Raw genomic sequence first — 20,670 nt, forward strand, 5'->3', positions numbered from 1 at the left:
GCGCCGATTGCGTGCCATCATGCGTGCGAGAGCCAGAAAGCCTGACGGCGCTCACCTATTTGCGTTCGCTCACGCCTGACATCCGAAGACAATTGAATACAACAAGAGGGACTTTATGAAAACGCAGAACATTGCGATCGACGAGTTGCTGCAGGTCGATCAGGACAAGTTTCTGAGCGACTGGCTTGCCGAATCGATCGCCAGCGGCGGCTCGTCGAAGGCGGCCGGCTCGCTGGCTGCCGAAGCGAAGACCCTGCTGGCTGCCTTGCGCGAAGGTGTGCGCGCCGACGGCGAAGCGGCCCAGTTCGACGGTCCCGCATGGGCCGGCCTGCGTGAAGCACTTTCCTCGCTGTCCTCCACGCGAGCGGCGCAGGGCGCCTCTGCCGCCGACACCAGCCAGTTCGTGCTGGCGATCAAGAAGCCGCTCTTCATCGGCCTGCAGGAACGCGCCAAAGACCCGCAAAGCCTGATGGATCTCATCCTGTGGAGCACCTCGCTGGCCGACCGCATGGCGCAGTTCACTGTGGGCGCCTACCAGCGCACACGTGAAGATGTCATCCGTCGCCAGCAGATGGAGTTGCTGGAGCTGTCCACGCCCGTCATCAAGCTGTGGGACGGTGTGCTCGCCGTACCCATGATCGGCACGCTCGATAGCAGCCGCACGCAGCTGGTCATGGAGGCCCTGCTGCAACGTATCGTGGAGACCGGCTCCGAGCTGGCCATCATCGACATCACCGGCGTACCCACCGTCGACACGCTTGTCGCCCAGCATCTGCTCAAGACCGTCACGGCGATCCGCCTGATGGGCGCCGACTGCATCATCAGTGGCATCCGTCCGCAGATCGCGCAGACCATCGTGCATCTGGGCATCAACCTGCAGGGCATCATCACCAAGGCAACGCTGGCCGACGCGCTTTCACTGGCGCTGAAGACCAACGGCTTTGTCGTCACCCGTCCCAAAAAAGCCTGACGGAGATCAGCGATGGACCGCATTCCAATTCTGCGCATGGGCAAATGCCTGCTAGTCACCATCCAGGTCGACATGCAGGACCAGACCGCGCTCGCACTGCAGGATGATCTCGCAGGACAGATCGAAAAGACCGGCGCCAAGGGCGTCCTGATCGATATCTCTGCACTCGAGATCGTCGACTCTTTCATCGGCCGCATGCTGGCCAGCATCTCCGGCATCGCGCGCGTGCTCGACGCCACCACCGTCGTCGTCGGCATGCAGCCCGCCGTGGCGATCACGCTGGTCGAGCTAGGCTTGTCGCTCGAAGGTGTGCGCACGGCACTGAATGTCGAACGCGGCATGCAGCTGCTCAACGCGGCCTTCGCACTCGACGCAGACGACGAGGAACAAGCCGAGAGCGAAGACGCACCAGGGGAAGCAACTTGACGCCGACCAGTAGTGGCGCGATGCCGGTGCGCAACGAGCAGGACATCGTGGTAAGCCGGCAGACCGTACGCAAGCTGACGCAGGAGCTGAAGTTCTCCATCGTTGACCAGACAAAGATGATTACGGCCGCCAGCGAGCTGTCGCGCAATACCGTCGTCTACGGCGGCGGCGGCGAGATGCGCTGGGAGATCCTAAGCGATGGCCTGCGCAGCGGCTTGCGCCTGCATTTCGAGGACAAGGGCCCCGGCATTCCCGATATGGAGAAGGCCATGACGGATGGCTGGACCTCGGGCGGTGGCCTCGGCATGGGGTTGACGGGCAGCAAGCGCCTCGTCAATGAATTCGAAGTTCGCACGGCTGTGGGTGAAGGCACTTGCGTCACGATTACACGCTGGAAGTAATGCGGCCCGCTTGCCATGTAAGCTTCGACGTTACCGAAGCGAGCCAGGTTGGTGAGGTGCGCCGTGCCGCCGTGCGCATAGCGGAGGGGCTCGACTTCGACGAGTCCGCTGCCGGACGCGTGGCGCTGGTTGTCACCGAGCTAGGCAACAACCTCGTGCGGCATGCGCAACGCGGACGACTGCTCGTCGCCGCAGTGACAAACGACAGCGGCGCCATGGTGGTAGAGATCCTTTCGCTCGACCATGGCCCCGGCATCGCCAACACGCTCATGTGCATGACCGACGGGTACTCGACTGGCGGCACGCCCGGCACCGGGCTCGGTGCCGTTCAACGCCTCTCCGACGAGTTCGACGTTTTCTCGCGCACCGCTGCAGGCACGGTGATCCTGTCGCGCGTGGCGGCAAGACTCACACACGTCAGCGGCGCTGCCCCCGGCGACAGCGCAACACCTTCCGCGTTTTCCGTCGCCGGTGTAGCACTGGCAGCCCCCGGCGAGATCGTCTGCGGTGACGCGTGGTCAGTCGTACGGCACGATGATCGTGCCGCCCTGCTGGTGGCAGATGGGCTGGGACATGGCCCGTATGCGGCAGAGGCTTCGGTTGCGGCCACGGATGTGTTCGAACGCATGCCGTTTGCCGGGCCCAGCGGCGTGATCGAGAAGGTGCACGAGGGCCTGCGCGCCACACGTGGTGCGGCGGTGGCCATGGCCGACATCGACAGCAATGACGAGGTCGTGCTGTTCTCCGGCGCCGGCAATATCGTCGGGCGCCTGATCTCGGGTATCGAAGACCGCTCGTTGATGTCGCAACATGGTACGGCGGGCATGCAGATCGGCCGCCTGCAGGACGTGCGCTACGAGTGGCCCTCGCACGCCATCCTCGTCATGCATTCCGACGGTTTGACCACGCGCTGGAAACTCGAGGATGCCGTGGAGATCCTGCAACATCACCCCGCGCTGATCGCCGGCTGGCTGATCCGCGACCATTGCCGTGGCCGCGACGATGCAACCGTCGTGGTCTTGAAAAGAAGGACTGCATGATGGGCGAGACCCACACCGCCGATACGCCGATACGCTCGGCTGCCGAACTGCAAGCGGAACTGGACGCACGCACGAGCGAGCTCGACGCCCTGCGCGCCGAACTCGACGAGACCAATCGCGGCGTGCTGGCGCTCTACGCCGAACTCGACGTGCAAGCGGACGAGCTGCGTCACACGACTGAATTGAAGAGCCGCTTCCTGGCCTACATGAGCCATGAATTCCGCACGCCGATCGGCGCCATCCTGAGCATCGCCCGCCTGCTCATGGACCGCGTCGATGGCCCGCTCACCGAAGAGCAGGAGACGCAGGTGCGCTTCATCCAGAGCTCCGCCAGCGAATTCTCCGACATGGTCGATGACCTGCTCGACCTCGCCAAGGTGGAAGCCGGTCGCGTGGAGATCTCGCCGGCATGGTTCGAGATGGTCGACCTGTTCTCCGCCCTGCGTGGCATGTTCAAGCCAGTGCTGACCAACCCCGACGTGCAACTCGTCTTCGAGGAGCCGCAGGATGTGCCGCCGCTGTTCAATGACGATCGCAAGCTCGCGCAGATCCTGCGCAACTTCGTGTCGAACGCGCTGAAGTTCACGCAGCGGGGCGAAGTGCGCGTCTCGGCGCGACGCAACGACAATGACACCGTCACCTTCGCGGTGGCCGACACCGGCATCGGCATCGATGCGGAATTCCACCACGCCATCTTCCAGGACTTCGTGCAGGTCGATTCGCCGATCCAGCAACGCCTGCGTGGCACCGGGCTGGGCCTGTCGCTGAGCAAGCGGCTCGCCGAACTGCTGGGCGGCTCGGTCGCACTGCGCAGCGAGCTGGGAGTCGGGTCCACGTTCTCGGTCACCGTGCCGCTACGCTTTCCCATGCCCTCCGAAGTGGGCAACGCCGCGCCAGAAAGCGATACGCAGTCATGAGCGATCAGGAGATTCAGCCCATTTCTACTGGATCGGCTGGATCGCCCGCCCCGGAGCAAGCTGCACCGCTGGCGCCCGAAGTGCTGGTCGTCGATGACAACCCCGTAACGCGCTACTCGACCTCGCGCGTTCTGCGTGCGGCTGGCTATCGCACGCGCGATGCGAGCACGGGCCAGGATGCGCTCGACAAGGCCGACGGCACGATCGCCGGCGTGATCCTCGACGTGCATCTGCCCGACATGAGCGGCTTCGAAGTGTGCCGCCTGTTGCGCGAGCAATACCACACGGCGCGCCTGCCCATCATCCATCTCTCCGCAGCCTATGTCGGCAATCAGGACAAGGTACGCGGCCTCGATTCCGGCGCAGATGCCTACATGACCCACCCGGCCGATCCGGCCCTGCTGGTGGCCACGCTACACGCACTGGTACGCGCACGCACGGCCGAGGAGAGCATGCGCCGCAGCGAGGCGCGCTTCCGCGCCATCTACGACCAGGCCCTCAACGGCATCTGCCTGATCGACACGGCCGGCACCTTCATCGAAGCCAATCCCGCCATGCTGGCCTTGCTCAAGCGCGATCAGTACGGCGTAGTCGGCAAGCGCATTGTCGACTTTGCGCCGCCGGAATGGGTTACCCGCATCACCGGCTATCTGGAAGAGAGCCAGCAAGGCAACTGGGGCGGCGAGTTTCCCCTGCAGGATGCGACCGGCAATCCGGTTTATCTCGAGTGGAGCCTTTCGGCCCACGTCGAACCGGGTCTCAACATGGCCATCGCTTCCGATATATCGGAGCGCATGGCCCTGTCACGCCAGCGTGAGGATCTGCTCGAACGCGAACAGGCAGCACGCGCCTCCGCCGAACGCGTCAGCCGCTCCAAGGACGAGTTCGTGGCGGTGCTGTCGCACGAGTTGCGCACACCGCTCAATGCGATTCTCAGCTGGGTGCATGTGCTCAAACAACCGGCCGCCACGTCCAGCCTGGAACGTGGGCTGGATGCGATCGAGCGCAACGCCAAGACGCAGACGCGCCTGATCTCCGACATCCTCGACGTGTCGCGCATGGACCTCGGCAAGCTCAGCCTCGATCTGGAGACAGTCGACGCCGCCGAGCTGGTCACCTCCGCGGTCAGCGCGCTCAGCGGTTCGGCGCAGATAAAGGAGCTGGATGTAGTGGTCGACGTGGCCGGCGTCGCACGCCCCGTTATCGTTGATGCCGCGCGCCTCCAGCAGATCGTATGGAACCTGCTGACCAATGCGATCAAGTTCTCCAGCCGCGGCGGACACATCTACGTGAGTCTGATACAGGAAGAAGGCGGCAAGAACGATGGCGGGCTGACGCTGACCGTGCAGGACGAAGGCCAGGGCATCAAGCCGGACTTCCTGCCGCATCTCTTCGACCGCTTCACGCAAAGCGACTCCTCCAGCAATCGCTATCACGGTGGCCTGGGTCTCGGACTATCCATCGTCAAGCAGCTGGTCGAGCTGCACGGCGGGCAGGTCACGGCACTCAGCGCAGGCATCGGACAAGGCGCTACGTTCGTCGTCACCATTCCTGCGCGCCACGCATCACGCGCGTCGCCTTCACCGGTGATCCTTGCGGATGCCGAACTGAATGACAAAGACATCCTGCACGCGGCCCTGGCCGGCCTGAGCATCGTGGTGGTCGACGACGACGCCGAGGCGCGCGAGATGCTTGGCGTCATCCTGCGCGACCGCGGCGCGCTGGTCACCGAGGCTGGCGACTACGCAGAGGGCTTGCGCTGCATCGGCCAGCATGGACCCGACGTGCTGGTCAGCGACATCGGCATGCCGGGCAAGGACGGCTACGCGCTCATCCGCGAGCTGCGCCGACGTGAAGCGCTTGCCGGCACGCACCACCTGCCTGCCATCGCGCTGACGGCCTTCGCCCGGCCCGAGGACCAGAAGGTTGCCATCTCGGCAGGCTTCGATGCGCACTGCGCCAAGCCCATGCGGCCCAACGTGCTGATCAGCACCATCCTCGAACTCAGCCGCGCGGCGAGTTGATCCCCGCAGCACGCGCTATACGCTGACACCCATCTCGGCCGCGCTGGCGGCAGGCTCGGCACTGCGCAGCACGTCGAAGATCCTGAACGCGGGTTGATCGGGGAACGTCCGCTCGAGCAGCGGCTTGGCGACGTTGTAGACGGGGATATTGTTCACCGTCTTGCCCTCCGGCGTACCGCGATGCGCGTGCCCATGAAACACCGCCGTGACGGGGTGGCGCAGCAACGGATCTTCCAGCCTGCTGGTGCCGAGGAACGGAAAGATCTCGTGCGGCTCGCCTTCGACCGTGGCGGCGATCGGCGAGTAATGCAGCAGCGCGATGCGATGCGGCGTGCGCAGCTTGGCCAGCGAGGCTTCCAGCTTCAGCGCTTCCTGGATCGCCTCATTGACGAACAGTTTGATGGCACCCTCACCCCAAGGCCCGAGCGAGCCACGCCCGAAACCACCCGCAAACCCCTTCACGCCGGCTATGCCGACGCCATGTATTTCGCAAGCCTCGCCATCGAGCACACGCACCCCGGCCTTGATGAGGATCTCGCGCACCTCATCCTGCTTGCCCGACTCGAAGTCATGATTGCCGAGTACGGCAACGATGGGAATGGACGAGGCGGCAGCAAGTTCGGCGACGAGCACGTCTGCCTCCTCCGGCAAGCCGTAGTCGGTGAGGTCGCCACATAACAATAGCGCGTCGGCACTTGCTGCTGCCTGTGCAAAGAGTTCGCGCAATTTTCCTACGGACTCCGTCTTGCAATGGATGTCGCCCACGGCGGCGAAGCGAACACTGTCTTCAGAAATCATCATTGCCTCCACTGCCCGAGCAGTATGTAAATTCGTCCTGGTGTCGGTAGAAAAGCGGTTTCGTCGCGCTGCAACAGCGCCTGCGTACCTATGAACACTGAGCGAGCCTGCAGATGTGCGGCATAGCACTTGCAGAGAAGCATCTAACGTTCCTTCACGGTAGAGAGACCATGCGAGAAATCATGAACAACAAGATGAACGACAGTGCCGCGCAGCACATGTCGTCGCGTTCACAGCCACTCGTGCAGCCATCCGTGCAACCACCGGTGCTGTCCTCATGCTGCAAGGAGTTCGATGTGGAGACGGCGGCCTTCTATCGTCGCGTGCTGGAGATACTGCAGGCCGCGAGCGCGCCCTTCGTTGTCGGCGGCACCTATGCGCAGAGTTGCTACACGGGCAGTCAGCGCCCCACCAAGGACCTCGATCTCTTCATCCGCAAATCGGACTACCCGTACATCTCCAATATCATGCGCGAAGCCGGCTACGAGACAGACCTGACCTACTCGCACTGGCTGGCGAAGATCCGTCTCGACGAGGCTTTCATCGATGTGATCTTCAGCTCGGGCAATGGCATCTCCACCGTGGATGACGAATGGTTCGAATACGCCAGCGATGCCGAAGTGCTGGGCGTGCCAGTCAGGATTGCCCCCGTCGAAGAGATGATCTGGTCCAAGGCCTTCATCATGGAGCGCGAGCGTTACGACGGCGCCGACGTGGCACATCTGCTGCACGTACGCTCGCGACAGCTCGATTGGGAGCGCCTGCTGCGCCGCTTCGATACGCACTGGCGCGTGCTGCTCAGTCACCTGGTCCTCTTCGGTTTCATCTACCCCGACGAGCAGACGCTCATTCCGCAATGGGTCATGAACTACCTGAACGACCGGCTGACGCTGGAGACGCATGGCGAGCAGCCGCCCGCACGCCTGTGTCAGGGCACGCTGTTGTCGCGCGAGCAATACCTTCACGACATCGAACAACAGGGGTATCGGGATGGCCGTATGCGGCCCTTCGGCAATATGAGCACGCGCGAGATCGCGCACTGGACGGAAGCAATACCGCAGAGACACGCGACGGATCCAGATACACCGCTGCAGGAGAGCCCGCACGAAGGCGGCCGTCAGGCATGCCGCGGCTGAGCATCACGCAGGCATCGCACCAGGAAAAAGAGCGCCCCACGGGGCGCTCTTCTCATTCAGAAAGACAAGAAAATCAGGGAACGATCTTGCCCACCCCCGCCCCCAACGGCACGACCGTCGGCAGGTTCGCCGCCGCATCCAGCGTGTAGCTGTAGTAGCTGGCGGGGCTGAACGCGTTATTAAGGGAGACTGCGGCCTTGTCAGTTTCGATCACCACATTGCTGGCAGCCCATGTGAACTTGCTGCCACCAAAATCATCAGTGACGTTGTCGGCAAACTGCAGGTAGTTGCCATCTGCATAGACATCGCAACCCACACCGAGACCTATCATGTAGCTGCTGATCTGGTTGCCGTAGTTGTTGTATACGTGCGCCTGACCGAAGCGCACACGCGGATTGCGCTGCGTGCTCTTGTCGAGGAAGTTATGGTGATAGGTAACGTGCAGCCTGCCGGTATCCTGCGCGGCATTGTTGTCGTCGTGCCCCAGCAACATCGTCTTGTCGGTACCGGAGAAGTGATTCCAGGAGACGGTCACCCAGTCCGACCCGCGCTTGATGTCGACGGAGCCATCGTAGCCCTTGGTGAAGGTGTTGTGATCGACCCACACGTGGTGCGAGTAGCAAGACACCTGGATGCCATCATCGGTCGGCGCGCTGAAGGTGATGTTGCGGATGATGACGTTCTCCACATGCGTGAACAGCGCGGCCTTGTCTGGCGTGCACTCCGTGCCGCCATTGGCCGCGCGCACAGCCACCGTCCAACCGCTCACGTCGAGACCAAAACCGGTCAGTTTCGCTGTTACACCTATACCCAATATGGATTTATTGGAGCCGACGTTGAGCATCTTCACACCACCCTCGGCAGCAATCGCCCCGGAAATCTGCACGATGCGCGGGTTGTTGTCAGCGATGGCATCGCGCAGCGCTGCGAACGTCGATACCACCACCGTGGGGCCGCCTGCACCACCCGTGGTGCCGTTACGGCCGTCGCGGTTGAGCGTCGCAAAACCGACCAGGCCGGCCGCCATCGGGATGCTGGAGGTACTGCTGGAGGAGGACGAACTCGGCGGAGCGCTGCTGGAGCTCGATGAAGATGACGATGAAGACGATGAAGACGACGGCACCGAAGAGGACGACGAGGATGAACTGCTGCTGGAACTGGCGGACGTACTGGACGAACTGGTGCCGGCACGCGAACACTCATTGACGCCGCCAGCCACGCGGCCGCCAAACGTAGCTTCATTGCACACGAAGCTACCGCTGAGAACCTTGTAGAAGAAGGTATCGGCGCGGCCGAAGGCCACATTGGTGGAGGCTGCAACGCTGCAGGTCTTGCCCTCGTTGCAGACGGTGACGAAACCGGTGGGCCGGTTGGCCGCCTGGACACTGCTTGCAAGCACGCATAGCAAGGCAGTCAACGCAAGTTGATGGATTTTCACGACGTGTCTCCTGGGTGTGGTTTTTGTCTGCTTCGGCATGGCGGCCGGGATCGATAGCCCTATTCCCGCCTGCCGGATCGCGATGTCCGCCTAGCAGATACCGCACCCACACGGCGTCATATCGCCATTCACCATGGTCGACGAAACGACCTACGTCAAGTTCATGATCAGGCTCACGAATGGCATCGTATTCGCGGCATCCGGTCGCGCCGACCTGGCCCGCGATGCGCGACGACAAATTCCACTTGCATTTTCCAAGAGCGAAAGCGAATGAAGCTCGGCTGCTGATGCAACACATCCAGCAGCCTTTCACACGCAACAATACCCGGCACCGCAGAGCAACCCTCTGGATCGTCAGGCGACGAAAGCGCCAATAAAAAAGGCGGGCACATGTGCCCGCCTTTTCTGGCTTGCCCCGAAGCGGGCTTGTCTGACCCTCAGGGCTTGAAGGAGTCGATCGATCCCGGGCGGCGCAGCATCTTGTTCACTTCATCGAGATGCAGCTCTTCTTGCACGATCATCTCCCTCGCATACTCTTCGAGCAGCACTGATTGCCCTTCGGCAATTTTCAGCAGATCGTAGTAGGCCGCGAGTGCGGCCTTCTCGTGATCCAGGCTCTCGCGCAGGATATCGCCAATGTCATGTTGTGCCGTCTCGAGCAATGGGCCGATCTTCAACGATGGATGACCGCCCAGCAGGGTGACGAGTTCGCCAGCCTTGTGTGCATGCGCGAGGCTTTCATCGGCATTGCCTTTGAGCCACGAAACGATGGGAATGCGGTTGTAGCCGTAGACCATCAGCGAGTAGTGCGTGTACTTCACGACGCCCGCCAGTTCGAGCTCCATGATCTTGTTGAGTGCGTCGATGGCAGTAGCTGTGGTTGCGTCATCCATGATTCTCTCCAGAGTTGATTCGAAGGGTTGAAAAGCGTGTCCGGAAATGCCGTTCGACTAACAGTTCGCACCGCATCGCGTGCTGCATTTTCGGACCGGCTCTTGCGTCTGGCCTCACGATTTTCGTGGAGCTTACCCGATAACTCTAGTCATCAATGCATTCAAATTCCGGGCTGTTTTGTAGCTGCGAATGGGTCGCAAAACACGCTTGAGAATGAGAAATAGACTCATTGCGAATCAAGGCCTCGTGCGGCTTTCCGGGGCTCAGCAACTTGTGATCGGAAGCCCTTGTTTTTGCGCATAAACGGTGTGCATGAATCCATCCAAAACATCGAATGGTGCTTTTGTGATTACGGCCGATACTGGATACATCGGCAGCATTTCAGTGCCGACGTTAGAAGTGAAGTTGAAGGAGCAAGACCATGAACACGCAACCTACCACCGCCCTTGACCTGCTTAAAGTCGCCGCAGGCGTCACCGCTTCCCTGGCTTTCGCCATGACGCCAGCGCTGATCGAGATTCTCACCGGCGCACACTAGTCATCCCCTCGCGCTGTGCGAAAGCACGGCGCGACTTCGTACAAGCGCTTCAGCGGCTGCTCACGCTCTCTGAAAGACGCCCGCCATCCCGTTGCAAGCCGGGATGGCGCATCTGTTCAGAGAAATACCCCCTCAGGAGTCTTCGCTGAGCGCGTCTGCAGGGATCATGCGCAACTTCTCAGCGCTTGGCGGTACTGCCCACGACCTGCAGGATTTCCTCTGACAGCGTTTCGTCATCCACCACACGCGCCAGCACCATTGCGCCAACAAGGCTCGCAAAGGTAACGATCGCCTTCTCGCGTCGCGCGGCTGCGCTGCGACCTGGCACGACGCGCGACAAGCCTTCGAAGAGGCGCTTCACGCCCTCCGTGAGAGCGTGCCTGACTGGTGCAACCTGCCGCGCCGACTCCGCCCCCAGCGCCGCCATGATGCAGCCCGCGCCCGGTTCGTCGCGATGCGCCGGGCTGGTGTAGAAATCCACGTACGCAGCCAACGCGCCCTCGCCCGCCGAGGCGACAACCTCGTTCCAGCCCGCCAGGCTGGCATCCACGGCGCGCGCAGCCGCCTGCGCCATCAGATCCTCCTTGGACTTGAAGTGTCCATAAAAGCCGCCATGCGTCAGGCCGGCACTCTTCATCAGGTCGGCCACGCCGATCCCGTCGAAACCCCGTTCGCGAAATAACTTCGCCGCCATATCGAGAATGCGTTCGCGGTTCTCGGCCGCCTGTTCCTTGCTGACTCTCATGCCTGCTCCCGGATGCCTGGGTAAGAAGTTGTTGACATTATAAATGATGACCGTCATATAATTTAATCATGATGATCGTCATCAAAACAACCTCAAGGAGTCGCGACATGAGCAACAGCACGAATACATTGAACGGCAAGGCACTCGTTACCGGCGCATCCTCCGGAATTGGCGCCACCTACGCTGAACGCCTTGCGCAGCGCGGGCACGATCTGGTTCTGGTGGCGCGTGATCTGTCGCGCCTTGAAGCGCTGGCAGCACGGCTACGCGATACAGGTGTGAAAGTGGATGTATTGCAGGCTGATCTGACTTCACCTGCCGATCTCGCCAGGGTTGAAAGCCGTCTGCGCGAAGATGCCGACATCGGCGTACTGGTGAACAACGCAGGCGTTGCGGTACCCGGCAAGCTCGTCGATACCGATGTAGACCGCGTCGACAGCATGCTGCAACTCAACATCACCGCTCCGACCCGCCTGGCCCACGCGGCGGCCAAGGCATTCAGCGCACGTGGCAGGGGCGCCATCATCAATATCGCCTCGGTCACGGCACTGATGCCTGAGGGTTTCAGCGGCACCTACAGCGGCACCAAGGCCTATATCCTCAATCTCAGCCAATCCATGAGCAGCGAGCTGCACGATGCTGGCGTACAGGTCCAGGCCGTCTTGCCGGGCATCACCCGCACCGAGATCTGGGATCGTTCCGGTGTCGGCATGCACGGGCTGCCCGCCGAGATGATCATGGAAGTGCACGAATTGGTGGACGCCGCTCTCGCCGGTTTTGAACTCGGCGAAGTGGTCACCATTCCTTCCCTGCCGGATGTCGCTGACTGGAATGCATTCTCCGCAGCACGCGCCGCCCTGCAGCCCAATCTGTCACGCGCACACGCGGCCACACGCTACGGCGTGACGCAGGCAAATTGAACGCGGCAGATCGGTGGCGAAGCTCAGGCCCTGTTCGCGACACGCAGCGGCGTGATCTCGGACAGCGGCTTGTCGAAGTGATTGGCGCCAAGGCGTCGCGCGATACGCTCGACGCTGAGCACCGGCAGCAGTTGCTCCTTGTCGCCGAAGGGCACGATGGCATCTGTTATCACGCCAGCGCCAGCAATCATCTCCGGCACGGTCTGCATGCGCGACGCAGACAACTCGATGATGGCCCCCAGTTCGTCGGCAAGAATGCCCAGCCACGACGATTCACTGCGTTGTAGCAACACGACCTGCGTGGCCTCGCTGGCGCCCGGCACGCGGCCCGCCTGCGCCATGCCCTGGATGTTGAACACCGGCACGGGCACGCCGCGATACATCAGGTAGCCCGCGAAGTCGGCACCGGCACCAGGAATCTCCAGCAGCCCGCGGCGCTCCATCGCTTCGACGATCTCCACCGGCTTGAGCGCCATCCAGCGGTCACCGATGCGCAAGGTGGCAAGCTCGAGACCGTCGCGCACGCCGTGCTCGCTCTTCACGCCCAGTGCCGGCACGCTCAACTGCGTCACATGCTCGACGCTGTCGCACACGGGGATCATGACGATGGCCTGAACGGAGTCGTGATAGCAGTCGTCGGCCGACTTGAACTCACGGTAACCCGCAGCACCTCGAATGCCCAGGGCGTAGAACTTGTCTTGCCAGCAGATGATGCCGAAGCGCGCCTCGGTCGAGAAACTGCACAGTTCGCGCTCGGGCAGGAACTTGCTGCCCGCCGGCAAGCCTGCGTGCGTACTGGCGATCACCAGGCCCTCACCATCGACGAACACGCCGATGCAATCGGGCACCACCTCGCCGCTTTTCTCGCGCGGCAAGGCGTCCTGCAGCATGGCCTGGAACTGCGGCGTCGAATCGAACACGATGCCCACGCCCCCCACTACGCGCTCGCCATCGGTCGAGCGAATGGCGGCTGCGTAGATATAGGTCGGCGCATCACCATACAGCGGTGAAGGCACGAATTCCGATACCACGTAGCCCTGCGAGTTCTCGATATCCAGCGCGCGCTGTACCCACTCGGCACCGATCTGCTCGCCACGCATCACCGGGCAGGCATTCGAACTGGCCACCAGGCGGCCGCGCGTATCGAAGAGCACGAGCTGGCTGTACACGGTGTAGAGGCTGTTGATGTAACGCAGGATCTGGCCACAGTTGTCGGCAGCTTCATCGCTCAGGTGATCCGCCGACAAGGCACTGCGGAAGGCGCCGGTCAGCGCCCACCAGCGACAATCGTTGGCGCGCTCGTAGAGGTTGCGATCCATGATGTCCATCGCCAGCGAGGCAAGGAAGGCGCTGTCCTGCAGGATGGCAGAGACAACCGTCTCGTGCAGATCGGCAATCGACTCGCGGAACAGGGTACGTGTGCGCCCGCCCGCCACGCCGACCTCCTGCAGCAGTACGCGCGAGAACGTCGGGTTGATGGTGTGCTTGAGGCGACTCATGCTGATATGCCCATTCCATATCGACAGATTCAGGTTGCGCACGATCTCCTCGGCCCGTTCGGGGATGTTGCGCAGCGCTTCGCCGAACAGGGTCGGGTTGTGCATGATGGTCTGCAGCACCTGCGGATCCACGTTCTCGAGCAAGGATGCCGCCTGCGTCTCGAAGGCGTGCTGCAAGGGCACCATGACGTGACCGAACCAGCCCGGCCCGGTATAGCCCTGGTAGCCCGCTGCCTGTGCTGTCGTGGCGACGTACTCGCTTGCCGCGAAACGCTGGATGCCATACTCCGCATCCAGCACGCAGGCGAAGCGCGCGCCCACCGGCACGTGGTGCATGTCGGAGCTGGCGATCACGCAGCCGGAGGCATCGAGCAAGGTAATGACGGACCAGTCTTCCGCGCCGACAAGATTCCTGAAAATGCGTGTCGTCTCGTCGTCGAAACGGAAGCACAGGCACAGCACACCAAGTGCCTCGCCTTCGGCATCCGTGACGCGGCTGGAATACACGAGGGCACGCGGCACTTCTGGCAGCAGGTCGATCGCGCCGAAACTCTCGACATAAGCCGCCTTCGTCGTCAGCGCCTCGGCGACCAAAGCATGCGTCGAGCGCTCGACCGCCTGCGTCGCATCCAGACGCACGAGCACATTGCCCTCGGTGTCCATCAACACCACATCGTGATACACGGAATACTTCGCCACGTACTCGGCAAAACGCGCACGCAGTTGCTCCTCGCGTAGCCGCAGCTCCTTGCGGGCATGGTACTGGGCGCGCGACTCGGCAGAAGAGGCGAGGTAGTCGCGGATGTCTTGGTCGGTCGCAAGAAAGCCGATGTCGGCGGTGCGCTCGAAGAGGTTGCGCACGAGGATGTCGATGGCGACCTGCGCCTTGGCGTGTCCCTCGAGCACGGTCTTGCTGAGGATCTCTTGCGCCAGCTGCTCGATGAGCTGGCCAGTGAGTTCGTGGAAGTCGCGGCGGATATTGCTGGTGTCGATGCCGGTGCCCGAGAGCTGCCCGAGCAGGGTCAGATTGTCCCAGCCGGTCTGCAGATTGCGGAAGCCTTCGTCGTAGGACTGCACGGCTTGCATGTGACGCACGACCTGACGGTCATGCTCCTGCGTGCTCGCCCCTGCCGCAACTTTCTGGCCCATCACCTATCCCCCGGATCGACTGATATCCAATCGATAGCGGAACGGCGGGAACGAAACTTGAGTGCCGCGGCACGCTGTTTTGCCAACCACAAGCGCTTGTCAGAAAAACACCGTCACATTGTCGGGAGCAGGCGTTCGCGCTTTACCTGCAAACGCAAGAGTCGAGTGGCTAGCCTGCGGATACGCGACGCCCCCGGATTCGCGCGGGCGCGGCACTGACGACGCAGGCATGCAACGCGTCAGCGCCTCTCTCCCTGTCGGCTCAGTCCGGCTTTCCCGTCAGACCGAACAGGCCGGCCGCATTCTCCCAGGCTATCTTGCGCGCCATCTCTGGCGGCAAGCCGCCCAGCCAGACACGCGCCGCCTGCATGATGTTTTCGTAGTCCGACCAGCGCTCGTTGATCCAGGTGTCGGAGCCGATCAGGAAGCGATCCGGCATTTCGGTAATCAATGCGCGCCACTCAGAGCTGAGCTGTCCATCTGCGGCCGTGAGGCCCGGTCGGTACGACAGCTCGCCCATCAGGCGTGGATGGCGCTTGAACAGCGCACGCACGCGTTCGACCGGCGCGCCGCCGATGCCCGTGTGCGCCCAGATCAATCGGGCCTGTGGCGCATGCGCCATCAGCAGATCGATGGCGTCATCATCGACATGGGCGAGCACCGCAAGGTTGCGTGCCTGCGCTAGCTGCATGAGCTTGCGTGCCACCGGGCCGTTGGCATTGCGGCTGTCGTAGAGATGGAATTCGCCGAGACCGCGATAAGGCCCGGCCGCCGTACCCGCAGCAAGCTCACTCTCCACCATCGTGTAGATACTCTCGTCGCGGAACCAGTTGGTGTAGTCGGCACGGTTGCGATACAGGCGCACGAAAGGCACGACGGTGAGGCCGATGGCCCGGCTTGCATCACGTGCGTTGGTGAGGCTTTTCGTGCCGTCATTGGGGCGACTGTTGGCAATGATGGCGCGCACGCCACTGCGCTGCATGCGCGCCAGCACATCGGCCAGCGGAAAGGCGGCCGTGTAGGCCTCCTCGTTGTAATGCAGATGCGTGTCGAACAGCGGGCCGCTATAGGCCGCAGCCTGAACCCACAGCGGCAGGGCAAGCAGGATGGCGAGGTGACGCATGGCGGAGCTTTCGGGACGGGGAACCATCCCAGTGTAGCCCGGCCACCGCGAAGCCAGAAAAGCTCAGTCCCGCTTCGTACGTGCCGGCCACAAACGTACGCCAAGCGCAGCCAGCCCCGTTGCCGCAGCCAGCAGGCTCAACCCGCGCCAGCCCGCAACGCTCAGCGCCATGCTGCCCAGCGCCGAGCCACTGGCCATGCCGATGAACATGGCACCGACCAGCAAAGCCGTCAGGCGGCTACGCGCGGCGGGCTCGAGACTGTAGATGATGCTCTGGTGCGCGATCAGCGCAGCCTGCACGCCGAGATCAAACACCAGCGTGCCGGCCACCAGCAGCCACAGGTTCTGTGGCGCGATGGCAAAAGCCATGAAGCTCACAAACACCAGCACCGCGCCGATCCGCGTCACCAGCTCCGGCCCCTTGCGGTCCGCAATGCCACCCGCAATCGGCGCTGCCAGCGCCCCCACCGCGCCGGCGAGACCGAAAGCCCCGGCTACCGAGCTGCCGAACCCGAAAGGTGGTTGATGCAGCATCACCGCCAGCGTGGACCAGAAGGCGCTGAACGAAGCGCTCAGCAAACCCTGCGCGAGCGCCGCGCGGCGCATGCCCGCATGGCGCTTCCATAGCGTGAGCAGCGAGCCAAGCAAGGCGCCATAGGGCATGTCTGTCGTGGGTGCGAAAGCTGGCAGACGCCGCGCGGCAACCACTGCCAGCGTCGCGATGAGCCCTGCCGCCAGCACGAACATGCTGCGCCAGCCGAACATCTGACTCACCACGCCGCTGAACACACGCGACAGCAGGATGCCCAGCAGCAACCCGGTCATCACCATGCCGACGATCTTGCCGCGTCGCGCTTCAGGGGCGAGCGCCGCAGCTGCGGGCACGCAGTCCTGCGCCAGCGAAGCCGCGATACCGATGACCACGCTCAGCAAACCCAGCTGCAACAGCGATTGCGCTGCGGCCGTCGCCAACAGCGCCAGACTCAGCACAGCCGCCTTGGCTACGATGATCTTGCGACGGTCGTAGCGATCGCCAATCGGCGCCAGCAGCAGGATACCGATGGCGTAGCCGACCTGCGTCAGCGTGGGAATGCGTCCGATGGCCGCTGGCGATGCATTGAATTCCGTCGCCAGCGTGCCGAGGATGGGCTGGTTGTAATACAGCGAGGCCGCCCCCAGACCGGCCCCGCAGGCCAGCAGGAAGACCAGTGCCTTGTCCAGCGTCACGGCCGGCGCGGCGGGCGGCGCGAGCGGTGGCGTGGTCAGGGGCGGTGTATCGAGTCGAGCGTTCATGATGCGTGCTGCCGGATGCGTTCAGGATGGAGCGCAGTCTGCGACGCAGCGCAGCAGAACGGAAGACGTATGCAGTACAGAACTGTTATACATTCAGCGCATGAAGCAGACCGGCTCGCACCCGCGCTTCAAGAGCAGCAGGCCGGGGCGCACGCCGACAAGCCCGTCATCCTCCCGACAAGGCCTGGATGACAGGCCGCTTTTCAACGAGCTCGAGCAAGCGCCGACGGAGCCCCGCATGCAAACCCCCGCGTCAAAGTCAGCCCCGGACCGCCTGACCCTCATGCAGACCTTCATCCGCATCGTCGAGGCCGGCAGTCTGTCGGCCGCAGCGGCGCAGATGAGCACCACCCAGCCCACCATCAGCCGCCGCCTGCTCGCCCTCGAGCGCTCGCTCGGGCTCAAGCTCGTGCATCGCTCCACGCATGCGATGAAGCTCACCGAAGCCGGCACACGCTACTACGCGCGCGCCCGCGAGCTGCTGGTCGCATGGAGCGAATTCGAAGCGGATCTGCGTGGCGCCGTCGACGAGCCGCAAGGCACGCTGCGCGTCGTCGTGCCGCACGCCTTCGGCCAGCATCAGCTGGTCGGCCCGCTGGCGGAATTCCTCGCGCGCTATCCGAAGGTTGCCGTGGAGTGGCTGCTGCACGACACGCCGCCGGACTTCATCGGCGAGGGCGTCGATTGCGCGATCCAGGTCGGCAGCGTGCCCGACCCCTCCTCCGTCGCCATCCAGATCGCCGAAGTGCCGCGCATCGTCGTTGCCGCACCCGCCTTGCTGCAGAACCAGAAAACCCCACGCAAGCCCGAAGCGCTCGCCGCACTACCATGGATCGCCCTCGGCCCCTACTACCGCAAGGAAGTCATGCTGCATAACGCGCGCCGCGAAGAGCACGTGCTGACGATTGCCCCGCGCATCATCACCGACAGCGTCTACGCCCTGCGCAGTGCCGCCGTGCGCGGCGTAGGCGTGGCAGCCATCTCCGCCTGGATCGTTGCCGACGACCTCGCCAGCGGCGCACTCGTGCAACTCGTCCCCGACTGGCAAGCCCCCGCCCTGCCCGTCCACCTCATCTACCCATTCGCCCCCTTCTACCCAGCCAAACTGCGCAGCTTTGTCGAGGTGATCCGGAGCAGCAGCGATACCTTGCCATGGCGGGGGAATGTCAAACGAATGATCTGACCTGCATCAGTCCGGCGCGCCCCCGACTCCTGCGCCTGTGGCCTGCCCGGCAACTTGCCATGCGGAACTCAACCGGACCAACAGCCCAAGACCCGAAGCCGCCGCTCGCAGCCTTTTGTCGTATGCTCTTGCCGTATCGACTCGTTGCTGCCTGTCATTCCGATCTGGTGGGGTGCAGCAGCAACCGATCCATCCCGACTAACGATTCCCAGCCATTGCAAGCGAGACGTTTGATGCACGGGTAGGTGCCAGCCTCACGCAAACAGCAGCCAGATAACGTCGAAGGCCCCAACGAAGGCTTTTCACTTAATGAGGCGCTCGCGACATGCAAGTTATCAGGGCCGCAGCCGACGGCTGCACAGGAAGACCGGATAGATTGATGCAGGCTTCACTTATCCAAAACTGTCTTGCCTTATCGGCGGAGTCCATAGATCAAAAGTTGGACCGCATCAAACTATGTCTATCGACAAACCTAAGTCTGTGAGCGAGCGAGTCAATGCGAAGCCAGTAGCGCCGGAACTCGGCTCAAAACTGGGCATCGCGATTCAAACTATTGGAGCGCTACCAATTAACGGTCTGCGTTTGATGCCAACCAGCGGCACAAACGGCTGGTACATATGGTGCGGCGGCGAGATGTCAGCAGACCCTGAGTTCTTTGCTTCACTTCACATAGAACATGTGGCTAAGCACCTATCGCAGGTCACTCCGTACCTTGATCTCCCCCCGGGCTATCGTTTTCAGATAGATGGAGGCGGTTACGAAGACGTCTGGTTTGATGGAAGCCTTCTCAGTAACTGATCGCAGTACATAGACATTTTCCACTCCAAGATAAGGTCAGTGTGAGGCGAATAATGCGGCTTAGCCCTTCCAGCGAGCTAACGTGCCCCGGCAAGTCGGGTCACGCAGCTCATGTCACACGTTCCCCCTTACTTACACGCCACGAATCATGACGGAACTTCAAGCCCTTCTGAAGAACATCCCGATCCTTCCTGATTGGGCAAAGCTAGTGGTCGTCAATTTGCTTGGAGTTTATGTGGTTCTTCAGGCAATTCACCTAATACTCAAGAAGCTGCAATCACCAGAAATACGATCAGCACTGAATGTGGTGAAGAACCTCAGTGGCGAAGCCTTGCGTACCGCCTCGCGTTCACTTCAACTTCCCGTTGAGCGTCCAAGACTCGCGCTGCTTAGTCTTGTGCTGAACGCCGCGCTTTATTATGTCTTCGCACTAATATTTTTTGCTTATTTCGGATTTCTGCTGATACTCGCCAGCACTGCGCCTAATACTTCATTGGCAAACCGCTTAATAGCGTTTGCCGCATCAGCGTTTTTTATTATCGTCACCCGCTGGTATTACGCGTCAGCCGAACGACAACGAATTGCTGTCGTGGAGCGCTGGAAAGCACTTGGGAGCGAGCGTGACTCCTAACCACTCCGTCGAGAGATCTTCCACAGGTTGCGCTTCCGGGTTCCCTTCACCTCCACGTCCGTCCCGTCACAGATTCGATGAGCGATCCAACGCTAACCTTTGCGAATCAAGCTGAGTGGGAGTCCTGGCTTGCGCGCAATGGGAGCACGACATCCGGTGCGTGGCTTCGCCTTGCAAAGAAAGGCGCCGATCAGCAGACAGTTTCCTATGCCGAAGCACTCGAAAGTGCGCTTTGCCATGGCTGGATTGATGGCAAGAAACAGACGGAGAGCGATCACTTCTGGCTCCAGCGATTCACGCCCCGGACTCCCAGAAGTATCTGGTCACAGGTCAACAAAGCGAAAGCTGAGGCCCTGATTTCTGCGGGAAGGATGCAAGCTGCCGGGTTGAAGGAAGTCGAGCGCGCCAGACAGGACGGGCGCTGGGAGAGAGCGTATGCATCGGCGAGTAAATCGACCATTCCCGATGACCTGCAAGCCGCCCTCGATGCCAACGCGGAGGCCAGGGTGTTTTTCGCCACGCTCAATAGCCAGAACCGATACGCCATTCTTTTCAGGATCCAGAACGTCAAGAAGGCGGAGACACGTGCCAGGAAGATCGCGCAGTTCATCGAGATGTTGGCCAACGGCGAGAAACTCCATCCTTAGCACCTGCGTTCCGGGTGGGCATTCAACAAGGATGTCGCCCTGCGCAGCAAGCCACCATGTGCTTGCGTTCTCCAGGTGGATTGTCGCTGCGCTCCTCCCT

At 62.2% G+C, this 20,670-nt stretch carries 19 protein-coding genes; 12 read left to right on the top strand and 7 right to left on the bottom strand.

Annotation, left to right across the window (positions count from 1 at the left end):
• Positions 1-115 precede the first annotated feature (115 nt).
• Genes VVD49_RS01885 through VVD49_RS01910 form a run of 6 tightly spaced genes read left to right on the top strand, consistent with a single transcriptional unit; the run spans position 116 to position 5,778 of the window.
• Positions 116-970, top strand: a complete 855-nt coding sequence (locus tag VVD49_RS01885) for an STAS domain-containing protein (RefSeq protein ID WP_327597430.1) — start codon at positions 116-118, stop codon at positions 968-970.
• Between the two features lie 12 nt (positions 971-982).
• Positions 983-1,396 carry an STAS domain-containing protein gene (locus VVD49_RS01890; RefSeq protein WP_327597431.1) on the top strand — a complete coding sequence of 138 codons (414 nt, stop codon included), beginning with the start codon at positions 983-985 and terminating at the stop codon, positions 1,394-1,396.
• Complete coding sequence (locus VVD49_RS01895) at positions 1,393-1,797, top strand: anti-sigma regulatory factor (protein WP_327597432.1); 405 nt, start codon at positions 1,393-1,395, stop codon at positions 1,795-1,797. The genes VVD49_RS01890 and VVD49_RS01895 overlap by 4 nt, the downstream gene beginning before the upstream one ends.
• Entirely contained in the window at positions 1,770-2,837 is a 1,068-nt protein-coding gene (locus VVD49_RS01900; RefSeq protein ID WP_327597433.1) for an ATP-binding protein, read from the top strand. Before VVD49_RS01895 ends, VVD49_RS01900 begins: the two co-directional genes overlap by 28 nt.
• Entirely contained in the window at positions 2,834-3,754 is a 921-nt protein-coding gene (locus VVD49_RS01905; RefSeq protein WP_327597434.1) for a sensor histidine kinase, read from the top strand. The genes VVD49_RS01900 and VVD49_RS01905 overlap by 4 nt, the downstream gene beginning before the upstream one ends.
• Positions 3,751-5,778 carry a hybrid sensor histidine kinase/response regulator gene (locus tag VVD49_RS01910; RefSeq protein ID WP_327597435.1) on the top strand — a complete coding sequence of 676 codons (2,028 nt, stop codon included), beginning with the start codon at positions 3,751-3,753 and terminating at the stop codon, positions 5,776-5,778. The genes VVD49_RS01905 and VVD49_RS01910 overlap by 4 nt, the downstream gene beginning before the upstream one ends.
• Before the next feature lie 15 nt (positions 5,779-5,793).
• On the opposite strand, the gene VVD49_RS01915 is transcribed toward VVD49_RS01910, so the two are convergent.
• Positions 5,794-6,579: a metallophosphoesterase family protein gene (locus VVD49_RS01915; protein ID WP_327597436.1), complete on the bottom strand. Its 786-nt coding sequence runs from the start codon at positions 6,577-6,579 to the stop codon at positions 5,794-5,796.
• Between the two features lie 179 nt (positions 6,580-6,758).
• On the opposite strand from VVD49_RS01915, the gene VVD49_RS01920 reads away from it, so the two are divergent.
• The gene (locus VVD49_RS01920; protein WP_327597437.1) at positions 6,759-7,712 is read left to right on the top strand and encodes a nucleotidyltransferase; all 954 of its coding nucleotides are present in this window, start codon (positions 6,759-6,761) and stop codon (positions 7,710-7,712) included.
• 73 nt (positions 7,713-7,785) lie between these two features.
• On the opposite strand, the gene VVD49_RS01925 is transcribed toward VVD49_RS01920, so the two are convergent.
• From VVD49_RS01925 to VVD49_RS01935, 3 genes are all read right to left on the bottom strand, one after another.
• A complete protein-coding gene (locus tag VVD49_RS01925; protein WP_327597438.1) occupies positions 7,786-9,150 on the bottom strand; it encodes a pectate lyase family protein in 1,365 nt (454 codons plus the stop codon).
• A gap of 437 nt (positions 9,151-9,587) precedes the next feature.
• The gene (locus VVD49_RS01930) at positions 9,588-10,043 is read right to left on the bottom strand and encodes a ferritin-like domain-containing protein (protein WP_327597439.1); all 456 of its coding nucleotides are present in this window, start codon (positions 10,041-10,043) and stop codon (positions 9,588-9,590) included.
• 717 nt (positions 10,044-10,760) lie between these two features.
• Positions 10,761-11,327 (bottom strand): TetR/AcrR family transcriptional regulator, encoded by a 567-nt coding sequence (locus tag VVD49_RS01935; RefSeq protein WP_327597440.1) that lies wholly within the window; start codon positions 11,325-11,327, stop codon positions 10,761-10,763.
• A gap of 107 nt (positions 11,328-11,434) precedes the next feature.
• Here VVD49_RS01935 and VVD49_RS01940 point away from each other — a divergent pair, with 107 nt between their 5' ends.
• Positions 11,435-12,247, top strand: a complete 813-nt coding sequence (locus VVD49_RS01940) for an SDR family NAD(P)-dependent oxidoreductase (RefSeq protein WP_327597441.1) — start codon at positions 11,435-11,437, stop codon at positions 12,245-12,247.
• Positions 12,248-12,270: 23 nt separating this feature from the next.
• Here VVD49_RS01940 and VVD49_RS01945 read toward each other — a convergent pair whose 3' ends face one another.
• From VVD49_RS01945 to VVD49_RS01955, 3 genes are all read right to left on the bottom strand, one after another.
• On the bottom strand, positions 12,271-14,895 hold the full coding sequence (locus VVD49_RS01945) for a chemotaxis protein CheW (protein WP_327597442.1): 2,625 nt from the start codon (positions 14,893-14,895) through the stop codon (positions 12,271-12,273).
• 262 nt (positions 14,896-15,157) lie between these two features.
• Complete coding sequence (locus VVD49_RS01950) at positions 15,158-16,018, bottom strand: amidohydrolase family protein (protein WP_327597443.1); 861 nt, start codon at positions 16,016-16,018, stop codon at positions 15,158-15,160.
• A gap of 63 nt (positions 16,019-16,081) precedes the next feature.
• The gene (locus VVD49_RS01955) at positions 16,082-17,311 is read right to left on the bottom strand and encodes an MFS transporter (protein WP_327597444.1); all 1,230 of its coding nucleotides are present in this window, start codon (positions 17,309-17,311) and stop codon (positions 16,082-16,084) included.
• Between the two features lie 238 nt (positions 17,312-17,549).
• Here VVD49_RS01955 and VVD49_RS01960 point away from each other — a divergent pair, with 238 nt between their 5' ends.
• The 4 genes from VVD49_RS01960 (at position 17,550) to VVD49_RS01975 (ending at position 20,570) form a co-directional block, all read left to right on the top strand.
• Positions 17,550-18,494, top strand: a complete 945-nt coding sequence (locus tag VVD49_RS01960) for a LysR family transcriptional regulator (RefSeq protein ID WP_327597445.1) — start codon at positions 17,550-17,552, stop codon at positions 18,492-18,494.
• A 456-nt stretch (positions 18,495-18,950) separates the two neighbouring features.
• A complete protein-coding gene (locus tag VVD49_RS01965) occupies positions 18,951-19,292 on the top strand; it encodes an immunity protein Imm33 domain-containing protein (protein WP_327597446.1) in 342 nt (113 codons plus the stop codon).
• A 148-nt stretch (positions 19,293-19,440) separates the two neighbouring features.
• On the top strand, positions 19,441-19,923 hold the full coding sequence (locus tag VVD49_RS01970) for a hypothetical protein (RefSeq protein ID WP_327597447.1): 483 nt from the start codon (positions 19,441-19,443) through the stop codon (positions 19,921-19,923).
• Between the two features lie 77 nt (positions 19,924-20,000).
• The gene (locus VVD49_RS01975; RefSeq protein ID WP_327597448.1) at positions 20,001-20,570 is read left to right on the top strand and encodes a YdeI/OmpD-associated family protein; all 570 of its coding nucleotides are present in this window, start codon (positions 20,001-20,003) and stop codon (positions 20,568-20,570) included.
• Positions 20,571-20,670: the final 100 nt, after the last annotated feature.

Source organism: Uliginosibacterium silvisoli (genome assembly GCF_036017035.1).
Taxonomy (GTDB): domain Bacteria; phylum Pseudomonadota; class Gammaproteobacteria; order Burkholderiales; family Rhodocyclaceae; genus Viridibacterium; species Viridibacterium silvisoli.